The organism is Streptantibioticus parmotrematis, assembly GCF_019890615.1.
Lineage (GTDB): Bacteria > Actinomycetota > Actinomycetes > Streptomycetales > Streptomycetaceae > Streptantibioticus_D > Streptantibioticus_D parmotrematis.
The window spans coordinates 483,894-505,185 of sequence record NZ_JAINVZ010000002.1 but is presented as its reverse complement, the minus strand read 5'-3'; the positions used below and the strand labels follow the sequence as shown (position 1 = coordinate 505,185).

Annotated in this window: 16 protein-coding genes; 6 read left to right on the top strand and 10 right to left on the bottom strand. The window is 73.9% G+C overall.

The genetic code is table 11. From position 1 onward, the window contains the following. Nucleotides 1–143 precede the first annotated feature (143 nt). The 6 genes from K7472_RS05060 (at nucleotide 144) to K7472_RS05035 (ending at nucleotide 8,529) form a co-directional block, all read left to right on the top strand. The gene (locus tag K7472_RS05060; RefSeq protein ID WP_372457913.1) at nucleotides 144–3,092 is read left to right on the top strand and encodes a lysylphosphatidylglycerol synthase domain-containing protein; all 2,949 of its coding nucleotides are present in this window, start codon (nucleotides 144–146) and stop codon (nucleotides 3,090–3,092) included. Nucleotides 3,093–3,220: 128 nt separating this feature from the next. Beyond that, complete coding sequence (locus K7472_RS05055) at nucleotides 3,221–3,619, top strand: TOBE domain-containing protein (protein WP_222974274.1); 399 nt, start codon at nucleotides 3,221–3,223, stop codon at nucleotides 3,617–3,619. 29 nt (nucleotides 3,620–3,648) lie between these two features. Next, on the top strand, nucleotides 3,649–4,458 hold the full coding sequence (gene modA / locus K7472_RS05050) for a molybdate ABC transporter substrate-binding protein (RefSeq protein WP_222974271.1): 810 nt from the start codon (nucleotides 3,649–3,651) through the stop codon (nucleotides 4,456–4,458). Further along, complete coding sequence (locus K7472_RS05045; protein ID WP_372457912.1) at nucleotides 4,455–6,470, top strand: ABC transporter permease; 2,016 nt, start codon at nucleotides 4,455–4,457, stop codon at nucleotides 6,468–6,470. The genes modA and K7472_RS05045 overlap by 4 nt, the downstream gene beginning before the upstream one ends. 242 nt (nucleotides 6,471–6,712) lie before the next feature. Beyond that, nucleotides 6,713–7,459, top strand: a complete 747-nt coding sequence (locus K7472_RS05040; protein WP_252395045.1) for a VC0807 family protein — start codon at nucleotides 6,713–6,715, stop codon at nucleotides 7,457–7,459. 53 nt (nucleotides 7,460–7,512) lie between these two features. Next, on the top strand, nucleotides 7,513–8,529 hold the full coding sequence (locus tag K7472_RS05035; RefSeq protein WP_222974269.1) for a glycoside hydrolase family 113 protein: 1,017 nt from the start codon (nucleotides 7,513–7,515) through the stop codon (nucleotides 8,527–8,529). Between the two features lie 88 nt (nucleotides 8,530–8,617). Here the strand turns inward: K7472_RS05035 and moeZ are convergent, their stop codons facing one another. The 10 genes from moeZ to K7472_RS04990 form a co-directional block, all read right to left on the bottom strand. Further along, nucleotides 8,618–9,796 (bottom strand): adenylyltransferase/sulfurtransferase MoeZ, encoded by a 1,179-nt coding sequence (gene moeZ, locus K7472_RS05030; RefSeq protein WP_222974268.1) that lies wholly within the window; start codon nucleotides 9,794–9,796, stop codon nucleotides 8,618–8,620. 143 nt (nucleotides 9,797–9,939) lie between these two features. Further along, the gene (locus K7472_RS05025) at nucleotides 9,940–10,845 is read right to left on the bottom strand and encodes an NAD-dependent epimerase/dehydratase family protein (protein ID WP_109451907.1); all 906 of its coding nucleotides are present in this window, start codon (nucleotides 10,843–10,845) and stop codon (nucleotides 9,940–9,942) included. A gap of 76 nt (nucleotides 10,846–10,921) precedes the next feature. Beyond that, complete coding sequence (locus tag K7472_RS05020; RefSeq protein WP_222974265.1) at nucleotides 10,922–12,178, bottom strand: hypothetical protein; 1,257 nt, start codon at nucleotides 12,176–12,178, stop codon at nucleotides 10,922–10,924. Next, nucleotides 12,175–13,827 (bottom strand): glycosyltransferase, encoded by a 1,653-nt coding sequence (locus K7472_RS05015; RefSeq protein WP_222974263.1) that lies wholly within the window; start codon nucleotides 13,825–13,827, stop codon nucleotides 12,175–12,177. The genes K7472_RS05020 and K7472_RS05015 overlap by 4 nt, the downstream gene beginning before the upstream one ends. 185 nt (nucleotides 13,828–14,012) lie before the next feature. Continuing rightward, nucleotides 14,013–15,749, bottom strand: coding sequence for a dipeptide ABC transporter ATP-binding protein (locus K7472_RS05010; RefSeq protein ID WP_222974261.1), 1,737 nt, complete (start codon nucleotides 15,747–15,749; stop codon nucleotides 14,013–14,015). After that, nucleotides 15,746–16,735 (bottom strand): ABC transporter permease, encoded by a 990-nt coding sequence (locus K7472_RS05005; RefSeq protein ID WP_222974259.1) that lies wholly within the window; start codon nucleotides 16,733–16,735, stop codon nucleotides 15,746–15,748. The genes K7472_RS05010 and K7472_RS05005 overlap by 4 nt, the downstream gene beginning before the upstream one ends. After that, nucleotides 16,732–17,823, bottom strand: a complete 1,092-nt coding sequence (locus tag K7472_RS05000; RefSeq protein ID WP_222974257.1) for an ABC transporter permease — start codon at nucleotides 17,821–17,823, stop codon at nucleotides 16,732–16,734. Before K7472_RS05000 ends, K7472_RS05005 begins: the two co-directional genes overlap by 4 nt. A gap of 10 nt (nucleotides 17,824–17,833) precedes the next feature. Further along, nucleotides 17,834–19,543: an ABC transporter substrate-binding protein gene (locus K7472_RS04995; protein ID WP_222974254.1), complete on the bottom strand. Its 1,710-nt coding sequence runs from the start codon at nucleotides 19,541–19,543 to the stop codon at nucleotides 17,834–17,836. 213 nt (nucleotides 19,544–19,756) lie between these two features. Then, entirely contained in the window at nucleotides 19,757–19,849 is a 93-nt protein-coding gene (locus tag K7472_RS33645) for an Ms4533A family Cys-rich leader peptide (RefSeq protein WP_372457910.1), read from the bottom strand. A gap of 101 nt (nucleotides 19,850–19,950) precedes the next feature. Next, on the bottom strand, nucleotides 19,951–21,039 hold the full coding sequence (locus K7472_RS04990; RefSeq protein ID WP_222974252.1) for an alpha/beta fold hydrolase: 1,089 nt from the start codon (nucleotides 21,037–21,039) through the stop codon (nucleotides 19,951–19,953). Between the last annotated feature and the right edge of the window lie 253 nt (nucleotides 21,040–21,292).

Genomic DNA, 21,292 nt, shown 5'->3' with positions numbered 1-21,292 from the left:
GCCCGTCCGTGCCACCATCTTCCGGGCGGTGACTGGTGATACGAGATCAAAACTCAACGGCCCCAGGGGCGGGCGCGGACTCCACCGAGGTGGTCCGGGCCGGTTCAGGGCTGCCCGCGCACCCGGACGAAGGCGACGGTGACGTGACGGACGAGCCGGCGCGCGACGCGGACGGCCACGACCCGGCACCGGCCCCCGCCGACGCCCACGGCGACGAGGGCGGCCACGACGACAGCGGCGCCCATGACGACGGCGCCCGGGACGACAGCGGCGCCCACGACGACGCCCGGGACGACACCGGCGGCCACGACGACCGCGACGACCACGCCCGTGACGACCACGACGACTCCCCCGACCCCGTGACCCACGACCCGGACGACGACGACGGATCCGGCCGCGAGGACGGCAACGGCGGCGACGGCGAGAGCGGCGACAACGGCGGCAGCGGTGCGGACGACTCCTCGCGCCCGCCCTCCGGCGCGACGGCCGTCGGCAACCCGCTGCCCGTCGAGCACGTGGACGAGTTGTCCGGTGACGAGCCGCTGCTGGCCGCGCGCGTGCACCGGCCGGTGGACCTGCTGCGCTTCCTGATGGGCGTCCTCGGCATCGGCGTGGTGCTGGCCATCGCCGGGTTCGCGCACGGCACGACCTCGGGCGTGGAGCAGGACATCGCGCGCGGCACCAACCACGCCCCGGACTTCCTGATCAGCTTCGCCGGGTTCACCGCCAGCGTCGCCGTGCTGATCGTGCCCGTCGCGTTCGCCGTCGAGCGGCTGATCAAACGCGACGGGCTGCGGGTCGCCGACGGCGTGCTGGCCGCGGTGCTGGCGCACGGCATCTCGCTCGCCGGTGACCTGTGGGTCACCGACACCGCGCCCGCCGCGATCCGCGAGGCGCTGACCCAGACCGCGCCCAGCGGCGGCATCACCGACCCCGTGCACGGCTATCTCGCGCCGGTCATCGCGTACATGACGGCGGTCGGGATGGCGCGGCGGCCGCGCTGGCGGGTGGCGCTGTGGGTGGTGCTGCTGCTGGACTCGTTCGCGGTGCTGGTCGGCGGCTACACGACACCGTTCTCGATCATCGTCACGGTGCTGATCGGCTGGACGGTGGCGTACGGCACGGTCTACACCGTCGGCTCGCCCAACGTGCGGCCGACCGGGCGGACGCTGCTGGCCGGGCTGCGCCGGGTCGGGTTCGCGCCGGTGACCGCGCAGCGCTTCGACGACTCGGGCGTCGCCGACAGCGCCGACCCGGAGTCGGAGCGGGGGCGGCGCTACCTGGTGACGCTGGAGGACGGCCCGCCGCTGGACATCACGGTGGTCGACCGCGAGCAGCAGGCGCACGGCTTCTTCTACCGGGTCTGGCGCCGCCTGCAACTGCGTGAGGTGCACGAGCGCCGCAGCCTCCAGTCGCTGCGGCAGGCGCTGGAGCAGGAGGCGCTGCTGGCGTACGCGGCGATCTCCGCGGGGGCGCACGCGCCGAAGCTGATCGCCACCTCCGAGCTGGGCCCGGACGCCGTGATGCTGGTCTACGAGCACATCGACGGGCGCTCCCTGGACACCCTCGCCGACGAGGAGATCACCGACGCGGTGATGGACGCCGCGTGGGAGCAGGTCAAGGCGTTGCAGTCGCGGCGGATCGCGCACCGCAGGCTGGTGGGCGAGTCGCTGCTGGTGGACCCGGCCGGGACGCTGTACGTGACCGACCTGCGCGGCGGTGAGATCGCGGCCGGTGACGTGGTGCTGCGCATGGACATCGCGCAGTTGATGACGACGTTCGCGCTGCGGGTGGGGCCGCGGCGGGCGGTCGCCTCGGCGGTGCGGGTGCTGGGCCCGGACGCGGTGGCCGACAGCCTGCCGCTGCTCCAGCCGATCGCGCTGTCGCGTTCGACCCGGGGCACGCTGCGGCAGCTGGCGAAGGAGCGCGCGGAGCGGGAGCGGGCCGCGGTGATCGAGGCCGCGCGTTTCAAGGTGCCCGCGGAGCCGCCGGACCCGACGCAGGACCGCAAGGCCGCCAAGGCGCACCGCAAGGCGGAGAAGGAGGCCGAGAAGCGCGCCATGGAGGACGCGATGGAGGCCGCCCGCGAGGAGGACCTGCTGTCGCAGATACGGCAGCAGGTGCTCCAGATCAGGCCGCAGGCGCCGGTGCAGCCGGTGCGCCTGGAGCGGTTCAAGGCGCGCACCCTGATCAGTTTCATCGCCGGTGCCATCGCCGCGTACTTCCTGCTGTCGCAGTTCGCGCAGCTGAAGTGGAGCCAGCTGGTCGGGCAGGCGAACTGGGCGTGGGTGCTGGCGGCGCTGGCGCTGTCCGCGCTGACGTACGTGCCGGCGTCGATGAGCCTGCTGGGCTTCGTGCCGGAGAAGGTGCCGTTCGGGCGCACGATGATGGCGCAGGTCGCGGGCAACTTCGTGAAGCTGGTGGCACCGGCGGCGGTCGGCGGCGTGGCGCTCAACACCCGCTTCCTGCAACGCAACGGGGTCCGGCCGGGCCTGGCGGTCGCCAGTGTCGGCGCGGCGCAGCTGGCGTCGCTGGGCGGCCACATCCTGCTGCTGGCCACCTTCGGCTATCTGACCGGCACCCAGCACGCGCCCTCGTTGTCGCCGTCCCGCACGGTGATCGCGGGGCTGCTGACGGCGGCGGTGCTGGTGCTGGTGGTCACGGCGGTGCCGCAGCTGCGCAAGTTCGTCTCCACCCGGGTGCGCTCGCTGTTCGCGGGCGTGGTGCCGCGCATGCTGGACATGCTCCAGCGGCCGAAGAAGCTGGCGACCGGCGCGGGCGGCGTGATCCTGCTGACGGTCGTCAACGTGGCGTGCCTGGACGCCTCGATCAGGTCGTTCGGGTTCAGCTCGATGAGCTTCGCGAGCGTCGCGGTGGTGTTCCTGGTGGCGAACGCGGCCGGTTCCGCGGTGCCGTCGCCCGGCGGTGTCGGCGCGATCGAGGCGGCGCTGTCCGGTGCGCTGACCATCGCGGGGATGCCGGGCGACAAGGCGCTGTCGGCGGTGCTGCTCTTCCGTCTGGTCACCTTCTGGCTGCCGGTGCTGCCGGGCTGGCTGGCGTTCACCCATCTGACACGCAAGGGCGCGCTGTGACGGGCGGACCGGGCCGCGACAACCACCGCTGAACGTCCGTAGGTTCGTACAACGGCCATCGCATCTGCCGGGCCCATCGACCGAACTTGCTTGCAGATGCGAGGGGGACGGCTCTAACGTCCATGCCCATGCGGTCCTACACCATCGGCCAGGCGGCACGTCTGCTCGGCGTCAGCCCGGACACCGCCCGCCGGTGGGCGGACGCGGGCCGGATCCGTACCCACCGGGACGACTCGGGCAAACGGCTGATCGACGGCCGTGACCTCGCCGCCTTCTCGGTCACGCTCGCCGAGGAGGCGGGTGTCGAGGACACGGACGGGCCGTACACCTCGGTGCGCAACGCCTTCCCCGGCATCATCACCGCCGTGAAGCTAGGGGACGTCGCCGCCCAGGTGGAGATCCAAGCAGGTCCGCATCGCCTCGTCTCCCTCCTCACCCGCGAGGCCGTCGAGGAACTGGGCTTCGAAGTGGGCATGGAAGCCATCGCCCGCGTGAAGTCCACCAATGTCCACATCGACCGCGCCTGAGCTGGTCCCGAAGCCTGACGGAGACTCCGATGTCCTCCACCCTCATCCGCCGTGCGGCCCTGCCCGCGGTGGCCGTCGCCCTCGTGCTGCCCCTGGCCGCCTGTGGCGGCTCCAAGTCCTCCTCCAGTTCCAGCGCGTCGGGGTCGCCCAGCGGCTCGGCGGCCTCCGGCAAGGAGGTCACGCTGACCGTGCTGGCCGCCGCCTCCCTCGACAACGTCTTCAAGGCCGAGGGCGCCGCGTACGAGAAGGCCCACCCGGGCACCACGGTGCGCTTCTCCTTCGCCGGGTCGCAGGACCTGGCCGCGCAGGTCAAGCAGGGCGTCCCGGCGGACGTGCTGGTGACCGCCGACACCAAGACGATGGACGGCCTGAAGTCCGAGACCGGCAGCCCGACGATCATCGCCAAGAACCGGCTGACGATCGCCACCGCGCCGGGCAACCCGAAGAAGATCACCGGGCTGGACGACCTGTCGAAGTCCAGCCTGAAGGTGGTGCTGGCCGCGCCGCAGGTGCCGGTCGGCAACTACGGCGACAAGGTCCTCAAGGCCCAGCACGTCACCGTGCACCCGGTCTCCCAGGAGGCCAGCGTCACGGCCGTGCTCAGCAAGGTGGAGCTCGGCGAGGCCGACGCGGGCATCGTCTACGTCACCGACGCCGAGGGCGCCAAGGGCAAGGTCGGCACGGTGACCATCCCCGACAGCCAGAACGCCATCGCCTCCTACCCGGCGGCGACGCTGGACGACTCCAAGGACAAGACCGACGCCTCGGCGTTCGTCAGCTTCCTGGCGTCCTCCCAGGGCCAGTCGATCCTGCGCTCCTACGGCTTCCAGCAGCCGTGACCGGCACCCGGCCGGCGGCAGCGCCGCCCGCCGCCCCCCGCGTGCGGCGGCGGGCGGCGGGCCGGGTCGGACGACCGCCGATCGCCCTCGCCCTCCCCGCGTTGGCGGCGGTCGTCTTCCTCGCGCTGCCGCTGGCCGGTGTCCTCGTGCGCACCCCGTGGTCGAACCTGTGGTCCGAGCTGACGGCGTCGGACGTACGGCAGGCCTTCAGCCTCTCGCTGACCGTGTCGTTCTCGGCGCTGGGCCTGTCGCTGCTGTTCGGGGTGCCGCTGGCGTGGGTGCTGGCCCGGGTGGAGTTCCCCGGCAAGACGCTGGTGCGCGCGCTGGTGATGCTGCCGATGGTGCTGCCGCCGACGGTGGGCGGTGTGGCGTTGCTGATGGGCTTCGGCCGCAACGGCGTCATCGGCTCGCTGCTTCAGGACTGGTTCGGCCTGACGCTGCCGTTCACCACCAAGGGCGCGGTGGTGGCGGCGGCGTTCGTGGCCATGCCGTTCCTGGTCATCAGCCTGGAGGGCACGCTCGCCGCGCTGCATCCCCGCTACGAGGAGACCGCCGCCTCGCTGGGCGCCCGCCCGCTGCGCGCGTTCTGGACGGTGACGCTGCCGATGACGGCGCCGGGGCTGGTGGCGGGCGCCGCGCTGTGCTGGGCGCGGGCGCTGGGCGAGTTCGGCGCCACGATCACCTTCGCGGGCAACCTGCCGGGCGTCACCCAGACCCTGCCGTTGCAGGTCTACCTGATGCTCCAGGACGACCCACAGGGCGCGACCGCCGTCTCGCTGCTGCTGCTCGCGGTGGCGATGGCGGTGCTGCTGGTGCTGCGCGGCCGCTGGACCGGGGCGCGCCCGGCCGCCGCCCGGCGGGTGGAGGACCCGGCCGGAGACGTCTCCGGGGGCCTGGCCGGTGCCGGGGCGCTCCCCGAGCGGCCGGAGGCGGAGCCCGTCCCGCCCGCCGACGTGACGCCCTGGCCGCTGGCCGCCGAGGTCACCGGCTACACGCACCTGTCGCTGTCCGCCCCGCCCGGCACCACGATCGCCGTCGTCGGCCCGAACGGCGCGGGCAAGACCACGTTGCTGCGGGCACTGCTGGGCCTTACCCCGCTCTCGCGCACCGAGACGCTGCGGCTGGGTGAGGTGGACGCCGCACGGCAGGCACCGCACCGGCGCGGGGTGGCGTGGGTGCCGCAGGACGGCGCCCTGTTCCCGCATCTGACGGCGCTGTCCAACACCGCGTACGGGCTGCGGGCGCAGGGCGTGCCGCGCAAGCGGGCGCGGGCCGAGGCGCTGGACTGGCTGGAGCGGCTCGGGGTCGGGCCGCTGGCGCGCCGCAAGCCGGGCCGCCTGTCCGGCGGGCAGGCCCAACGGGTCGCGCTGGCCCGGGCGTTGGCGGCGCGGCCACGGCTGCTGCTGCTGGACGAGCCGCTGGCCGCCCTCGACCAGACCACCCGGGCGCACGTGCGCCACACCCTGCGCGAGCACCTGTCCGGGTTCGCCGGGGTCTGCCTGATCGTCACCCACGACCCGGTCGAGGCGGTCTCGCTCGCCGGCCAGGTGCTGGTGCTGGAGGACGGCCGCCAGGTGCAGTACGCGCCGCCCGCCGAGGTCGCCCGGCACCCCCGCTCGCCCTGGGTGGCGCGGATGCTGGGCCGCAACGCCTGGACCGGCACGCTGGACGGCGCCGAGCTGTGCCTGCCCGGCGGCGCGCGGCTGGTGGCCGCCGAGGCGCCCCAGGGGGCGGACGGCGACGCCGCGCTGGCCGTGGTCGGCCCGGAGGCGGTCGCGCTGCACCGGGACCGGCCCGAGGGCAGCCCGCGCAACGTGTGGCGCGCGCGGGTGCGGGAACTGACCGCGCTCGGCGGCCGGGTGCGGGTGCTGGCGACCGCGCTCGGCGAGGCGCGCGGCCTGGACGCCATCGCCGAGATCACCACCACCGCCGCGGCCGACCTGGGCCTGGCGGACGGCCAGGAGGTCTGGGTGAGCGTGAAGGCGACGGAGATCACCCTCGTCGCCCTGTAGACCACGCGGCGCCCGCGTTCCGTCCGACGCGGGCGCCGCGTGTGGCCGGAAACCGACCCCGCTGCCCCGCCCCGCGCCCCGGTTCGAGTGCCGCTCCACCCGCTCGCGACCTGTGACATTTGTACTGGCGAGCCATGGAGCGACGACACTGCCGTACGCGCCCCGTCCTCCGCGAACCTGGTCCTGCGACACACCACGGCGGCCCCGAAGGCCGCGAGCCCACGACAGCGGAGGCGGCTGAGATGTCCGAGTCCCCCACCAAGGCCACCACCCAGGCCGACGCCACGTCCGAGGGTGTGGCCGGCAACGAGCTGGTCAACAACCTCAAGCCCCTGGTCCTCGACATCGCGATCCCCCTGGGGTCGTACTACGCGCTGCACGACGGCTTCGGCGTCGGCCTGGTGATGTCGCTGGCGCTCAGCAGCGTCGTGCCCGCCGCGCGCACCGTCTTCTCACTGATCAAGGACCGCCGGGTCAACGGTCTGGCCGCGCTGATGCTGGCGGTCAACGTGATCGGTATCGCGCTGAGCTTCGTCACCGGCAACCCGCGCATCATGCTGGCCAAGGACTCCGGCGTCAGCAGCGTGATCGGGATCGCCATCCTGGTCTCCGCGTTCGGTTCCAAGCCGCTGATGTCGGCCGGTCTGAAGCCGATGATCACCAAGGGTCAGGCCACGAAGGTCGCCGTCTGGGACCACCTGGCCGCCACCTCCACCCGCTTCCAGCGGCTGGAGCGGCTGTTCAGCGTGATCTGGGGCGGTTCGCTGCTGGTGGAGTGCGTGGCCCGGCTCATCGGCGCCTTCACCCTGCCGGTGTCGACCATGGTCTGGCTGGGCACGGTGCTGACCATCGTGGCGATCGGCGCGGCCATCGTGATCGGCCAGGTCGCGGCGGACCCGATGGAGAAGATGGTCGAGGCCGAGGCCGACGCGGTGGCCAAGCGGGAGGCGGCGGGCGCCGACAACGTCCGGCTGCCCAAAGCCGCCTGACGTAGCGTCGGCACACGAGACGACACGGCTGAGCGACCCACCCGAGGAAGACCATGCGCGGCAAGGGCATCAACTACGACACCGGCTTCCGCCCCGGCGGTGAGCTGTCCCGCACCGACTTCGACCCGGACGTGGTCGCCGAGGAGATGCGGGTCATCGCCTCCGATCTGCACTGCACGGCGGTGCGGATCTCCGGCGGGGACCCGGAACGGCTGACGGCCGCCGCGCAGCACGCGGCGGCCGTCGGCCTTCAGGTCTGGTTCGCGCCGTTCCCCTGCGAGCTGACCGCCGACGAGCTGCGGCCGTTCTTCGCCGACTGCGCGCGGCGGGCGGAGGAGATCCGGCGCGGCGGCGCCGACGTGGTGCTGGTGACCGGCTGCGAACTGTCCCTGTTCGCCGCCGGGTTCCTGCCCGGCGCCACCGTCTACGACCGCATCGCGGCGCTGACCACCAACAACCCGCGCGACTGGGCCGAGTTCGGCGGCCTCCCGGGCCGGATGAACGCTTTCCTCGCCGACGTCGTCGCCGACGCCCGGCAGCGGTTCGGCGGCCCGATCACGTACGCGGCCGGGACCTGGGAGGACGTCGACTGGGGGCCGTTCGACATCGTGGCGGCCGACGCGTACCGGGGCGGGCACAACGCGGACCGCTTCCGCGACGAGGTGCGGGCGATGTTCCGGCACGGGAAACCGGTCGCGGTCACCGAGTTCGGCTGCTGCGGCTACCGGGGCGCGGGCGAACGCGGCGGCACCGGCTGGATGATCGTCGACCGCGGCACCGAGCCGCCGTCGCTGACCGGCGACCCGGTGCGCGACGAGGACGAGCAGGTGCGCTACTTCCAGGAGGTGCTGGAGGTCTTCGAACGCGAGGGCGTGGAAGCCGCGTTCTGGTTCACCTTCGCCGGGTTCGAGCTGCCGCACGTGGCGGACGACCCGCTTCACGACCTCGACATGGCGTCGTACGGCGTGGTCAAGGTGCTGCCCGGCGGCCTGCGCGGCACCACGCACCCGTCGATGGCCTGGGAGCCGAAGAAGGTCTTCCACGCGCTGGCCGCGGCGTACGGGGGCTGAGGCCCGGGCGCACGCGCGAAGGGCCCGCACCGGGCGGCCGTTTCCGGCCACTCGGGGCGGGCCCTTCGTGCGAGGCGGGCCGGACCGGTCAGTAGACCGGCTTGTCCGGCTCGATCTGGTGGACCCAGCCGATGACGCCGCCGCCGACGTGGACCGCGTCGGAGAAGCCCGCGTTCTTCAGCACCGCGAGGACCTCCGCGCTGCGCACGCCGGTCTTGCAGTGCAGGACGATGCGCTTGTCCTGCGGCAGGTCCTGGAGGGCGCCGCCCATCAGGAACTCGTTCTTCGGGATCAGCTTCGCGCCCGGGATGGAGACGATCTCGTACTCGTTGGGCTCGCGCACGTCGATGATCTCGATGCTCTCGCCCGCGTCGATCCACTCCTTGAGCTGCTTCGGCGTGATCGTGGAGTCCTTGGCGGCCTCCTGGGCCTCCTCGCTCACCACGCCGCAGAACGCCTCGTAGTCGATCAGCTCGGTGACCGTCGGGTTCTTGCCGCAGACCGCGCACTCGGGGTCCTTGCGGACCTTGACCTGGCGGTACTGCATCTCCAGGGCGTCGTAGATCATCAGACGGCCGACCAGCGGCTCGCCGATGCCGGTCAGCACCTTGATCGCCTCGTTGACCTGGATCGAGCCGATCGACGCGCACAGCACGCCCAGCACGCCGCCCTCGGCGCAGGACGGCACCATGCCGGGCGGCGGGGGCTCCGGGTACAGGCAGCGGTAGCACGGCCCGTACTCGGACCAGAAGACCGACGCCTGGCCGTCGAAGCGGTAGATCGAGCCCCACACGTACGGCTTGTTCAGCAGCACGCACGCGTCGTTGACCAGGTAGCGGGTGGCGAAGTTGTCCGTGCCGTCCACGATCAGGTCGTACTGGGCGAAGATCTCCATCACGTTGGAGGACTCGAGCCGTTCCTCGTGCAGGACGACGTCCGTGTACGGGTTGATGCCCTTGACGGTGTCGCGGGCGGACTCCGCCTTGGAACGGCCGATGTCGGCCTGGCTGTGGATGATCTGGCGTTGCAGGTTGGACTCGTCGACCTCGTCGAACTCGACGATGCCGAGCGTGCCCACACCGGCAGCGGCGAGGTACATCAGCGCCGGGGAGCCGAGGCCGCCGGCGCCCACGCACAGCACCTTGGCGTTCTTCAGCCGCTTCTGCCCGTCCATCCCGACATCCGGGATGATCAGATGACGGGAGTACCGGCGGACCTCGTCGACGGTCAGCTCTGCGGCGGGCTCGACCAGGGGTGGCAGCGACACGGGAACTCCGTTAGTCGAGGTGATTCGATCTCATTCACGGGTGGTTCTGTTCCCGTAACACTGCCACGCCCTTCGGCATTCCGAGACTCCCGGTCCGAGGCGCGAGACAGTTCGCGCTCATATGCCGGGCATCGCCCGGCCGGTCAGATGCGGCACGCCGCCTCCATCCAGATGTCGGCCAGCGACTCGTCCAGCGCGATGCGCGGGCGCCAGCCCAGCCGGTCGCGGGCGGTGCGCACGTCCGCCTGCTGCCAGACGCCGCAACCGTCCGGGTAGGGAGCGGACAGACCCGCGGGCTCGTCCAGTTCGTGCAGCGCGCCGCCGTAGCCCGCCGCCCTGGCCAGGTGGGCGACGGCGTCCCGCAGCCGGACCGCGCGGCCGGTGCCGATGTTCACCACGCCCTGCGCGGCGGACAGCGAGGCGGCGTGCACCGCGCGGGCCACGTCGCGCACGTCCACGAAGTCGCGCTGCATGCCGAGGCCGCCCAGCTTGATCTCGGCGTCGCCGTTCTGCATCGCCCGCCGCAGCGCCTCCGCGAGACGGCCCAGCGGCGAGGCGGGCGGGGTGCCGGGGCCGACCGGCGAGAAGACCCGCAGCACGATCGCGTCCAGGCCGGAGCCGAGGACGAGTTCGGTGGCGGCCAGCTTGCTGACGCCGTACGGGCCGCCCGGACGCGGCACCGCGTCCTCGCCGGTGGACGAACCGGCGGGCGACGGGCCGTACTCGGCGGCGCAGCCCACGTGGACCAGCCGGGCCCCGCAGGAGCTGCGGCGCAGCGCCTCGCAGACGGTGGCGACCGCGACGGTGTTGTGCCGGGTCAGGTCGCGGGCGCCGCCCCTGGTCGTGCCCGCGCAGTTGACGACGACGCCGGGGTGGACGGCGTCCAGGAAGCGGGTGAGCGCGCCGGGGCTGCCGCTGGCCAGGTCGAAGCGCACGTCCGCGTCGTCGCGCCGGCCGAGCGCGGTGAGCTGGACGGCGGGGTCGGCCAGCAGGCGTTCGGCCACGTGGCGGCCGAGGAATCCGTCGGCACCGAGCAGCAGCAGTCTCATCGGGCGCCGCCCTGCCGGTGCGTGGTGGACGGGTGCGAGTGGTGCGTTTTCAAGGGGTCTCCTGGAAGGTTCTCGTTCACCGAGCCGCTGCCCGGTCGGCGGAGGTAGCGGCGGTGGACAGGTGCGGGCGGCCGGGGTGGTGGCCGGACCGGGGACGGCGCGGGGGCACGGCCGGGGGCCCGTACGCGGTGGGGGCGTGGTGGGCGCCGCCCCGGGCCAGCGCGGCGAGCGCGAAGGCGGCCAGGGCGAGCGTCGCGGCGCCGCAGGCGAGCGCCTGGACCGCGCCCGGGCCGCCGGTGCGCGCGAGCAGCCGCAGCGGCGCGCTCGCGGCGGCGAGGCCGGGCAGCCGGCTCACGGCGGCGAGCACGAGGACGGCGGCCTCGGCGGCGCACGCCGCGCCGGTCCCGGCGAGCGCGGCCCGGCCGTGGCCGTGGACGGCGAGGAGCTGGGCGGTGAACAGCAGCAGGCCGAGCAGCGCGGCACCGGCGAGCGCCACGACCGCGTGCGCACCGCCGTCGGCGCCTGCCGCACGGCCGTCCGCCACGGCGTACGCGAGCGTGAGCAGCGCGGTCAGCGTCAGGGCGAACGCGGCGAGCACGCCGAGCGCGGCCGGGCGCATCCCGGCGCCGAACTCGGCGAGGTCGTGGCTGTCGGCGAGCCGTCGCCGCCCGCGCCGGGCGAACCGCGCCGCCAGCCAGGCGGCGGGCAGCAGCGCGCCAGCCCGGGCGAGGAACCCGGACGCGGCGACCGGGTCGAGCAGCCCGCCGGGCCCGCCGCGCGGCAGGCCGGGCAACGCGTCGAGCGCGGCGGGCCCGTAGAGCGCGAAGGCCAGCAGCCAGCAGGTGACGAGCGCGGTGCCGGGGACGCGGGGCGCGCGCAAGGGCCCGCGCCGCACCGCGGCGCGGGCCGAGGCGGCCACCGCGACCAGCGCCGCGCCCCCGGTCACCGCGCTCCACCGGGACCCGGCCACGTGCGAGGCGGCGATCCCCGCCAGGCAGACGGCACCGGGGAGGAAGTGCCACAAAACTTGACGAATCGTCATTTTTGCTGTGGAGGGCGGGACTTTGGGCTCGTCGAGGGCGCGCGGTACGCGGGCGTACAGCTCCTCGGCGAGTGAGAAGACGTCGCGGTGGCGGCAGCGGGCGGCGTCGCGGTCGGTGACGCCACGCGCCTCCAGGCCCGCGGCGATCTCCAGCGGGTCGACCGCGTACGCGCACAGGTCGTGGTGGCGCAGCATCAGTTCGCGCACCGGGTCGGCACCGGCGCGGGCGGCCTGAGAGCGCTCCCCCGCCGGGCGTGCGTCGGCCCGGTGGGCGCGTGGGGCGGGGGTCACGCGAGATCACCGCCCACGGTCGCGGGCACCCGGCGCCGGGCCCAGGCGGGAGGGCGCGGCGCGCGGCCGGTGGTCCCGGCGGCGGGCAGCACCGCCTCGGCCGTCGTGGCGAACGGCACCGGCGCGGCGGCGGTCGCCGGGACGCGTCCGGCGGCCAGGTCGCGGTACATCGCGCGGAAGGCGGTCGCGTTCTGCTCGGCGCTGAAGAGTTCGACGGCGCGGGCGCGGGCGGCGGCGCCGAGGCGGGAGCGGCGCTCGGGGTCGCGCAGCAGGGCGGCGCAGGCCTCGGCGAGCGCGCGGGGGTTGCGCGGCGGGACGACGAGGCCGGTGCCGCCGACGACCTCGCGGACCGCGCCGGTGTCGGTGGAGACGGTGGCCCGGCCGCAGAACATCGCCTCGACGAGGGTGACCGGGAAGCCCTCGACGGCGCTGGAGAGCACCACGAGGTCGGCCGCCGCGTGGACGTCGGCGAGCGCGGGGGCGCCGGGGGCGGACAGGTCGGTGAACACCACCGGGTTCTCGCCCGGCGTGCTGGTGTCGGCGGCCTCGTCGGGGAAGAGCTGCGCCGCCAGCGTGCGGCAGCGGGCGAGGTGGTCGGGGTCGGCCGGGCCGCCGTGGGCGATGCGCAGCCGGGCCCCGGGGACGTGCGCGCGTATCGAGGTGAACGCGTGCAGCAGCGCGACGAGGTCCTTGCCCGGCTCCACCCGCCCTGTCCACAGCAGCGTGGGGGCGGTCCGGGCACCGAGGCCTTCGCGGGCGCCGCCGTCACCGCTCCGCCGCGCGGCCTCCGCCGCCTCGCCCACCTGGGCGAGCCGCCCGGCGTCCATGCCGGGGTGGACGGTGCGCAGGCGCTCGTGCGGGGCGCCGCAGCGTTCCTGCCAGCGGCGGATGTGGGCGTCGCCGGGGGTGATCAGCGCCGCCGCGCGGTAGGTCCCGGCGGCCAGCAGGCGGTGGAACGCGGAGGTCAACGCCCGTTCCGGCGGCGGGAGTTCGCGGGACGCGAGGTAGTGGGCGCGCAGCCGCACCGCGTACTCGGTGACCAGCAGCGGGGTGCCGAGCCGGTGGGCGGCAAGCAGTCCGGGCAGCGCGGCCGGGCCCACCGAGGTGGCGTGGCACAGGTCGGCCGCGCCGAGGGCGTCGGGCCCGTACCAGGGCGCCGACAGCGGGCGAAGGGCCCGCTCCAGCGCGTCGCGGGCGGCGAGCAGCCCGGCCGGGCCCCCGCTCGCGGCCAGCGGGTCGGCGCCGGGCGCCCGGCAGGTGGCTTCCAGGGTGCGGGCGGCCGCCTCCGAGCGCAGGGCGGCGGGCAGCCCGCCGTCCCGCTCCGCGCACCGCGCGAGGCCGTACAGACCACTGCTGAAACGGTCCTCCTGGTGGCCGTCCGACCCCCCGGCGCGGGCCAGCGCGTCCGCCATCTCCCCGTACGCGTCGAGGAAGCGGCGGCGGGCGGCGCGGCGCGGCGGGCGTCCGGCGGGCGGCGGGCCGTCGAGCGGCAGGCGACGCGTCCCCTCCGGGCACTCCCCCGCCGCCGCACCGACCGCGTACACCGCGAAGTCGTGGTCGGCGAGCCGGCGCACCAGGCGGTCGCACCAGGCGGAGGTGCGGCCCTCCGCGCCACCTCGATCACCCTCCGTGAGCAGCGCCACGTGCATCGGAGCACCCCCTTCGTGACCTGGGACGAGACGATGGGGTGACGCTATGCCGAGATGCCGGTGGCGCGACGGACGGTTGTCCGCCGCGCCACCGGAAGGGGTGAACGCCCGTAACTTTTCGGTGCGTCGGCGCGTTCCGGCCGCTACCGCCGGGACGGCGGCGTGCCCGGCGCGGTGGCGGCCGGTCAGCCGCGCACCAGCGCCCGCCGGGCCGCCCGCCGCTGCGCCGACTCCTCGGGGTCGAGCACCGGGACGGCGGCGAGCAGCCCCTTGGTGTACTCGTGCTGCGGGGAGTCGTAGATCCGGTCGGCGGTGCCGTGCTCCACGACGCGTCCGGCGCGCATCACCGCGACCCGGTCGCTGACCTGCCGCACGACAGCCAGGTCGTGGGCGACGAAGACCAGCGACAGGCCGAGTTCGCGGCGCAGTTCGCCGAGCAGGCCGACGACCTGAGCCTGGGTGGTGACGTCGAGCGCGGAGACCGGCTCGTCGCAGACGATCAGCTTCGGCTCGGGGGCCAGCGCCCGGGCGATGCCGACCCGCTGCCGCTGCCCGCCGGAGAACTCGTGCGGGTAGCGGTGGTACCAGTCCGGATCGAGTCCGACGCGTTCCAGCAACTCCCCCACGCGTGAGACGACTTGACGGTCGGTCAACCTGCCCGCCGCGCGCAGCGGGTCGGCGATGGACTCGCCGATGCTGCGGCGCGGGTTGAGCGAGGAGACCGGGTCCTGGAAGACCATCTGCAACTCGCGCCGGATCGGCCGTAGTTGGCGCTCACCGAGGCCGCCGATGTCGCGGCCGTCGTAGACGAGCCGTCCGGCGGTGGGCTCCAGCAGCCGCACCAGCATCCGGCCCAGCGTGGTCTTGCCGCTGCCGGACTCGCCGACGACGCCGAGCGTCTCACCGCGCCGTACGGTGAGCGAGATGTCGTCGACGGCGGTCAGCCGGGCGCCCCTGCGGCCGAACTCCTTGCGCAGCCCGGTCGCCTCCAGCAGTACGTCGCCCCCGGGCCCGGCGGCGTCCGTCGCCGCCCCGCCGTCCCCGCCGTCCGCGTCGGCCGCCGCGGTCACCGGCTCCGGCTCGCGGACCGCGTCCAGCCGGGGCACCGCGCCGACCAGGGCGCGGGTGTACGGCTCGCGGGGGCTGCCGAGCACCTCGGCGACGCCGCCGTGCTCGACGGCCCGGCCGTCCTTCATGACCAGCACCTCGTCGACGCTGCCGGCCACCACGCCCAGGTCGTGGGTGACCAGGATCAGCCCGGCGCCGGTCTCGGCGCGCAGGTCGTGCAGCAGGTCGAGGATCTGCGCCTGCACGGTGACGTCCAGCGCGGTGGTCGGCTCGTCGGCGATCAGCAGCCGGGGTTCGCAGGCCAGCGCCATCGCGATCAGGGCGCGTTGCCGCATGCCGCCGCTGAACTCGTGCGGGCGCAGCCGGGAGCGGCGGGCCGCGTCGGGGATGCCGACCCGGTCCAGCACCTCGACGGCACGGGCCCGCGCCGCCCGTCGGGTGACCCGGCGGTGGGTGCGCAGCACCTCGGCGATCTGGTCGCCGATGGCGTAGTACGGGTCGAGCGCGGACAGCGGGTCCTGGAAGACCATGGCCGCCAACTCGCCCCGCAGCGACTTCAGTTCGTCGCCCTCGGCGGTGTGCGGGTCGACGCCCGCGACGCGCACGGTGCCGCCGAGGCGGGCTCCGGTGCCGCGGTGCAGGCCCAGCAGGTCGAAGGCGACGGTGGACTTGCCGGAACCGGACTCGCCGACGATGCCGAGCGCCTGCCCGGCCCGCACGGTGAAGTCCAGCCCGTCGACGGCGCGCACGCTGCCGCCGTCGTCCACCGGGAACTCGACGGTCAGGCCGCGGACCTCGACCAGCGGCGCGTCCGCGACACCCGAGGCTTCCCGGGTGTCGGTGTCGGCGCTCACGTCAGCACCACCCTTCGGTCGGCCACCGCGTACAGCGTGTCCGCGAGGGCGTTGGCGAGGACCACGCAGAAGCCGGTGACCAGCACCAGGCCGACGACCACCGGCAGGTCGACGACGCCGACCGAGTAGACCAGCAGCTTGCCGAGGCCCGGCAGTCCGAACAGCGACTCGGTGAGCACCGCGGAGCCGAACATCGTGCCCAGGTCGAGCGCGGACAGCGCGATGACCGGGGTGAGGGCGCCGCGCAGCGCGTGCCGGGTGACCAGGGCGCGTTCGCTCACCCCGTAGGCGCGGAAGGTCCTGATGTGGTCCTCCGCGAGCGTCTCCAGCATCGAGGAGCGGGTCAGCCGGGCGTACTTGGCGGACTCGATGAGCGCCAGCGACACCCACGGCAGCAGCAGCCCCCAGAACCACTGCTGCGGGCTCTGGGTCAGGCCCACGTAGGTGGGGAACGGCAGCCACTGGAGGGAGGCGCAGAACAGCAGGAGCAGCAGCAGGCCGATGATGAAGACCGGCACCGCGTTGCCCGCCAGCGTCAGCGTGGTCAGGGCGCGTTCGGTGAACCGGCCGCGGCGCAGCGCGGACAGCAGTCCGGTGCCGACGCCGAGCGCCAGCCACAGCACCATCGCGCCGAGCGCCAGCGAGGCGGTCACCGGCAGCCGGGAGGCGATCAGCGAGGTGACCTGGTCGCCGGTCTTGTACGACACGCCCAGGCACGGCGCGTGGCAGTGCAGCACGCCGGTGCCGGTGCTGAAGTCCCGCCCGGCGACGATGCCTTGGAGGAAGTGCGCGTACTGGAGGTAGACCGGCTCGTTCAGGCCGAGCTGCTCGCGGACCTGCGCGACCTGCGCGGGCGAGCACTTGAGGCCGCAGGCGAGCTGCGCGGGGTCGCCGGGGGCGAGGTAGAAGACCGCGTAGATGACGACGGACAGGGCGAGCAGCACGACGACCATGCCGATCAGCCGCCGCAGGACGAAGCGCGTCATGCCGCGGCTCCCTTCGCGTCCGCGGACGCCTGCTTGGCGTCGCCGCCGCGCTTCGTGTCGTTCCCACGCTGTGCGTCGTTCCCGCGCTTCGTGTCGTTTCCCCGCTTCTTCGCGCGTCCGGTGCCCACCCGCAGGCGGGAGGCGGCGCGCGGGTCGAGCGCGGTGCGCACCGCGTCGCCGACGACCGTGAAGGCGAAGGTGGTCACGAACAGGAAGGCGGCGGGCAGCAGGACGTACGTCGGGTCGGACTGGAACCAGGTGGTCGCGGAGGAGAGCATCTGGCCCCAGGAGGAGGTGGGCGGCTTCACGCCGACGCCGAGGAAGGACAGGCCCGCCTCGCTGGCCACGTTGGACGGCAGCAGCAGCGCCGCGTAGGTGATGACCGGCGCGGCGAGCGAGGGCAGCAGTTCGCGGCGGGCGATGCGCCAGCGCGAGGAGCCGCCGAGCCGGGCCGCCGAGACGTAGTCGAGTTCCTTGAGGGTGAGGGTCTGGGCGCGCACCACGCGGGCCGTGCCGCCCCACCCCAGCAGGCCGATGACGAGCGTCAGCAGCAGGGGGCGCGGGAAGCCGGAGGGCACGACGGCCATCAGCGCGATCGCGAAGACCAGCGAGGGCAGCGCGAGCATCACGTCGGTGGTGTGGCCGAGGAACTGGTCGAGCAGCTTGTTGCCGAGGCCCGCGGCGAGGCCGACGACGACGCCGATGACGACCTCGACGAGGGTGGCGCCGACGGCGACCAGCAGCGAGACCTGCGAGCCGTAGACGAGCCGGGCGAACAGGTCGCGCCCGCTGCCGGGTTCGACGCCCAGCCAGTGCGCGCCGCTGATCCCGCCGAACGGGCCGACGGGCACGCCACCGGCCGCGGAGTTGAGCAGGCTGTCGTGGTACGTGGTGGGGTCCTGGCCCTCGATCGCGGTCAGCAGCGGTGCGCAGACCGCGACGAGCAGCAGCAAGGCGATGACGACGATCCCGGCCAGGGCGGACTTGCGGGCGCGCAGCCGCCGCCACACCTGCCGGGCCCCGGCGGCCGGGGCGGCCTCCCCCGCGGTGGAGGGGGCCGCCCCGGCCAGCAGGTCCTGAGCGCTCATGGGTCCCGGCCTACTTGACCGCGACGTCGGCCACGTCGACGCGGCCGTCCCAGTCGCTGATGACGACGTTGCGGATGTTCTTGCCGTACAGCCGCTCGTAGACCGGGTGGAACAGCGGCACGGTGAGGGCCCGCTGACCGAGCTGCTTGTCCAGCGCGCCCCACTCCTTGGCCGCCTCGGCGTGGTCGGTGACGGCGTTGATCTTGTCGATCGTCGCGTTCACCTGGGCGTCGTTCAGCTGGGCGTTGTTGAAGTTGGAGCCGTCGGTGACGATCTGGCGGCCGTCGAAGATCGGCGCCAGGAACGGGCCGCCGGACGGCCAGTCGGCACCCCAGCTGCCGAGGAAGACACCCGGCTCGGTCTTCACCGAGTCGACGGTCGAGGAGTAGCTGTCGTCCTGGATCTGGTTGATCCTGACGGTGATGCCCGCGGCCTTCAGGCCGTCCTGGACGGCGGTGGCGATGGCCGGGCCCTGGTAGGAGGCGTCGGAGGTGGAGGAGGCCAGGGTGATGGTCAGCCCGTGCGGGTAACCGGCCTCCTTCAGCAGCTCCTTGGCCTTGGCCGGGTTGCCGGTGGCACCGGCCGGGAACCAGTCGTAGGGCGTGTAGCCGAAGGTCGCCTGGTCCGGCAGGAAGGTCGTGGCGGGCTCGGCGAGCGAGGAGCCGCCCGCGGCGTTGACCACCGAGGTGCGGTTGACCGCGTAGGAGATCGCCTCGCGCACCTTGATGTCGTCGAACGGCTTCACCTTGGGGTTGAAGGCCAGGTAGTACGTCTCACCGAAGTGGCCGGTGCCGACGCGGGACTTCAGCTCCTTGTCGCCGTTGATCTTGGCGAGTTCGGCCGGGCCGAGGTTGGTGTCGGTGGTGACGGCGTCGGCGTCGGTGCCCGAGCTGGTCTCCAGACGCTGGTTGATGACGGCCGGGTCCAGGCCCGCCTGCACGTCGATGGTGTCCGGGTAGGCCTTGCGCTGGCTGTCGGTGGCGGCCGACCAGTAGGGGTTGCGCTTGAAGACCAGGTGGGTGCCGTTGTTCTGGTTCTCGGTGACCTCGTACGGGCCGGAGGAGACCGGGTGCAGGTAGTACGTGGCGCCGGTGTCCTTGGCCTTCGGCACCGGCGAGAACTGCGTCATCGTCGCCAGGTACGGGAAGTCGCCCTCGGGCTTGGTGAGGTGGAAGACGATGGTGGAGGCGTTCGGCGTCTCGATGGAGTCCAGGCCGTGCTTGTCCTTGTACGGGCCCTGGTAGTTCTCGGCGCCGACCAGCCAGTCGCGGAAGTAGGGCGGGCCGCCGGACAGTTCGGGGGCGAAGGACCGCTCGATGCCGTACTTGATGTCGGCCGAGGTGATCGCGGTGCCGTCCTGGAACTTCAGGCCGCTCTTGAGGTGGTACGTCCACACGGTGGCGTTCTTCGACGGCTCACCGGTGTCGGTGGCCAGGTCGGGGACGACCTTGGTGCCCTCGGCGCCGTTGGCCCGCTCGCGGGTGGTGAGGGTGCGGAAGACCAGGCCGGGGATGTCGCCGCCACCGGTGGTGTACTGGCGGGCCGGGTCGAAGTTGTCCTGCGGCGCCTGGTTGAGGACGGTCAGCGTGCCGCCCTTGTGCGGGGTCGCGTCGGCGCCCGCGTCACCGCTGGTCGGGCCGCACGCCGCGGCCCCTCCGGCAAGGGCCACGGTGACGGCCGCCGCGGCGGCGCGGCGGGATATACGGGGTGTTCTGGACATCGGGAGGGGCCTTTCTTGCTGCCGGAGGGCACGCGGATGCGAGGGGAACTGCGGAGGGGGCGCGTGCGGCGGCGGCCTGCGGGGCCTGGCGTGGTGGACGACAACACTGACAACGCTGACAACGCTGTCCATGGGCCGGGCGCCGTGCGCGCGGGGGTCGCCCCGGAACGCCGGCCGGGGACGGCCCGGCGGGGCTCTACGGGACGGGCTGGATCAGCGACAGTGGACGTCGGCCACGCTGTGTCCGGTCACACCGATGAGCGCCAGCTGGAAGGCGGTCGGGGCGGCGGCGTGAGGCGTGGACATGACGGCAACATTGAAGGATTTCTTTGGCAATGTCAAAGCCGGACTGATGGTTCGCCAGGCAATCGCAAGGCAAAAGCGGCGAATACGGGACGATTCCTCGGTCAGGCGCCGGCTTCCGTCAGGAGTTCGCGGAAGGTGCGGGCGACCGAGCGCGGGTGCTCCATCATCGCGACGTGGCCGCCGTCGGGGATGACCAGCAGCCGCGCGTCGCGGAACGCCTTCGCCGCGCGCCGGGCCATCCGGAACGACACCAGCTTGTCGCGCCCCCCGTACACCAGCAGGGTCGGCGCCAGCACTCGTCCGGCCTGCCGCCACAGCGAGTGCTGCCCGGGCAGGGTGTAGGCGTTCACGATGCCGCGGGTGGAGCGGATCATCGCGTCCCAGAAGTACGGCAGCTCCAGCCGCCGCCGGTACTCGCGCACCGCCTCCGCCATCTCCTCCTCGCCGAAAGCCGCCGGGTCGCCGTAGCACAGCGAGATCAGGGCGTGGGTGCGGCGCTCCACCGACCAGTCGCGGGTGGCGCGCATGTAGAGCCTGGGCAGTCCCGGTACCGAGGCGAGCGCGGTGGGCCAGGCGCTGCGCTGCGGGCGGATCTCCGGCAGCGCGGGCGAGACCAGGGTCAGGGTGCGCACCAGCTCGGGGCGGGCGGCGGCGACCCGGGTGGCGACGGCGCCGCCCATCGAGTTGCCGAACAGGTGGACCGGGCCGCGCCCTTCGGCCTCCAGCAGCCGCACGACCGCGCGGGCGTGGGCGTTGATGGAGTAGTCGCCGTCGTCCGGCGGCGGGGAGAAGCCGAAGCCGGGCAGGTCGACCGCCTCGCTGTCCAGCACGTCGTCGAGCAGGCCCATCAGCCGCGACCAGTTCTGCGACGAGCCGCCGAGGCCGTGCAGGAAGAGGGCGGGGGCGGGGCGGTCGCCGTTGGGCGGCGCGGGCGGCCGGGAGCGCACGAAGAGCGTCGCGCCGGGGACGGACACCGTGCGCGTGGTCTCCCGGTCGGTGTCCGCCCCGCTCCCGCCCGCGGGCGGCACGGTCGCGGCCGGCTGGGCCACGGCGGCGTCGGTCACCGCGGTGTCCGGCCCGGTCGGCGAGGCGTCGGCGGGCGCCTCACCCGGCCCGGGGGCCCCCGCGGCCCCGCGGGGCTCGCGCGACCCGTACGACTCCGGTGACCCGTACGACTCAGTGGAGGACATGCGCTCAATATTACGAGCCGATCACGTACCGGCACCCCCGGGACACCGAACCGCGCGCGTCACGGGACCTCGCCCGAAGTAACAGGCCGACGCAAGAGAGGGCTCGGGCGTCCCGGGCCCTCGCGCCGGGTACCCGCGCGGCGAGCGGCGTGAACGCGCCGGATGTCCCGCGGGCGGCGGTCACGGGAGGTGCGGCCCGGTGCGCGGCCCGTACGCTCGTAGTACGGGGTGCGCGGGCCGGCCGTCGCGGCCC

Excerpts from the sequence above, each read along its gene's own strand:
- K7472_RS33645 (WP_372457910.1), bottom strand. The coding sequence starts at position 19,849 with ATGTCCACGCCTCACGCCGCCGCCCCGACCGCCTTCCAGCTGGCGCTC.
- K7472_RS05015 (WP_222974263.1), bottom strand. The coding sequence starts at position 13,827 with ATGCACGTGGCGCTGCTCACGGAGGGTGATCGAGGTGGCGCGGAGGGC.
- K7472_RS05035 (WP_222974269.1), top strand. The coding sequence starts at position 7,513 with ATGCGCGGCAAGGGCATCAACTACGACACCGGCTTCCGCCCCGGCGGT.
- K7472_RS05000 (WP_222974257.1), bottom strand. The coding sequence starts at position 17,823 with ATGAGCGCTCAGGACCTGCTGGCCGGGGCGGCCCCCTCCACCGCGGGG.
- K7472_RS05055 (WP_222974274.1), top strand. The coding sequence starts at position 3,221 with ATGCGGTCCTACACCATCGGCCAGGCGGCACGTCTGCTCGGCGTCAGC.
- K7472_RS05040 (WP_252395045.1), top strand. The coding sequence starts at position 6,713 with ATGTCCGAGTCCCCCACCAAGGCCACCACCCAGGCCGACGCCACGTCC.
- K7472_RS05025 (WP_109451907.1), bottom strand. The coding sequence starts at position 10,845 with ATGAGACTGCTGCTGCTCGGTGCCGACGGATTCCTCGGCCGCCACGTG.
- K7472_RS04990 (WP_222974252.1), bottom strand. The coding sequence starts at position 21,039 with ATGTCCTCCACTGAGTCGTACGGGTCACCGGAGTCGTACGGGTCGCGC.
- K7472_RS04995 (WP_222974254.1), bottom strand. The coding sequence starts at position 19,543 with ATGTCCAGAACACCCCGTATATCCCGCCGCGCCGCCGCGGCGGCCGTC.
- K7472_RS05005 (WP_222974259.1), bottom strand. The coding sequence starts at position 16,735 with ATGACGCGCTTCGTCCTGCGGCGGCTGATCGGCATGGTCGTCGTGCTG.
- modA (WP_222974271.1), top strand. The coding sequence starts at position 3,649 with ATGTCCTCCACCCTCATCCGCCGTGCGGCCCTGCCCGCGGTGGCCGTC.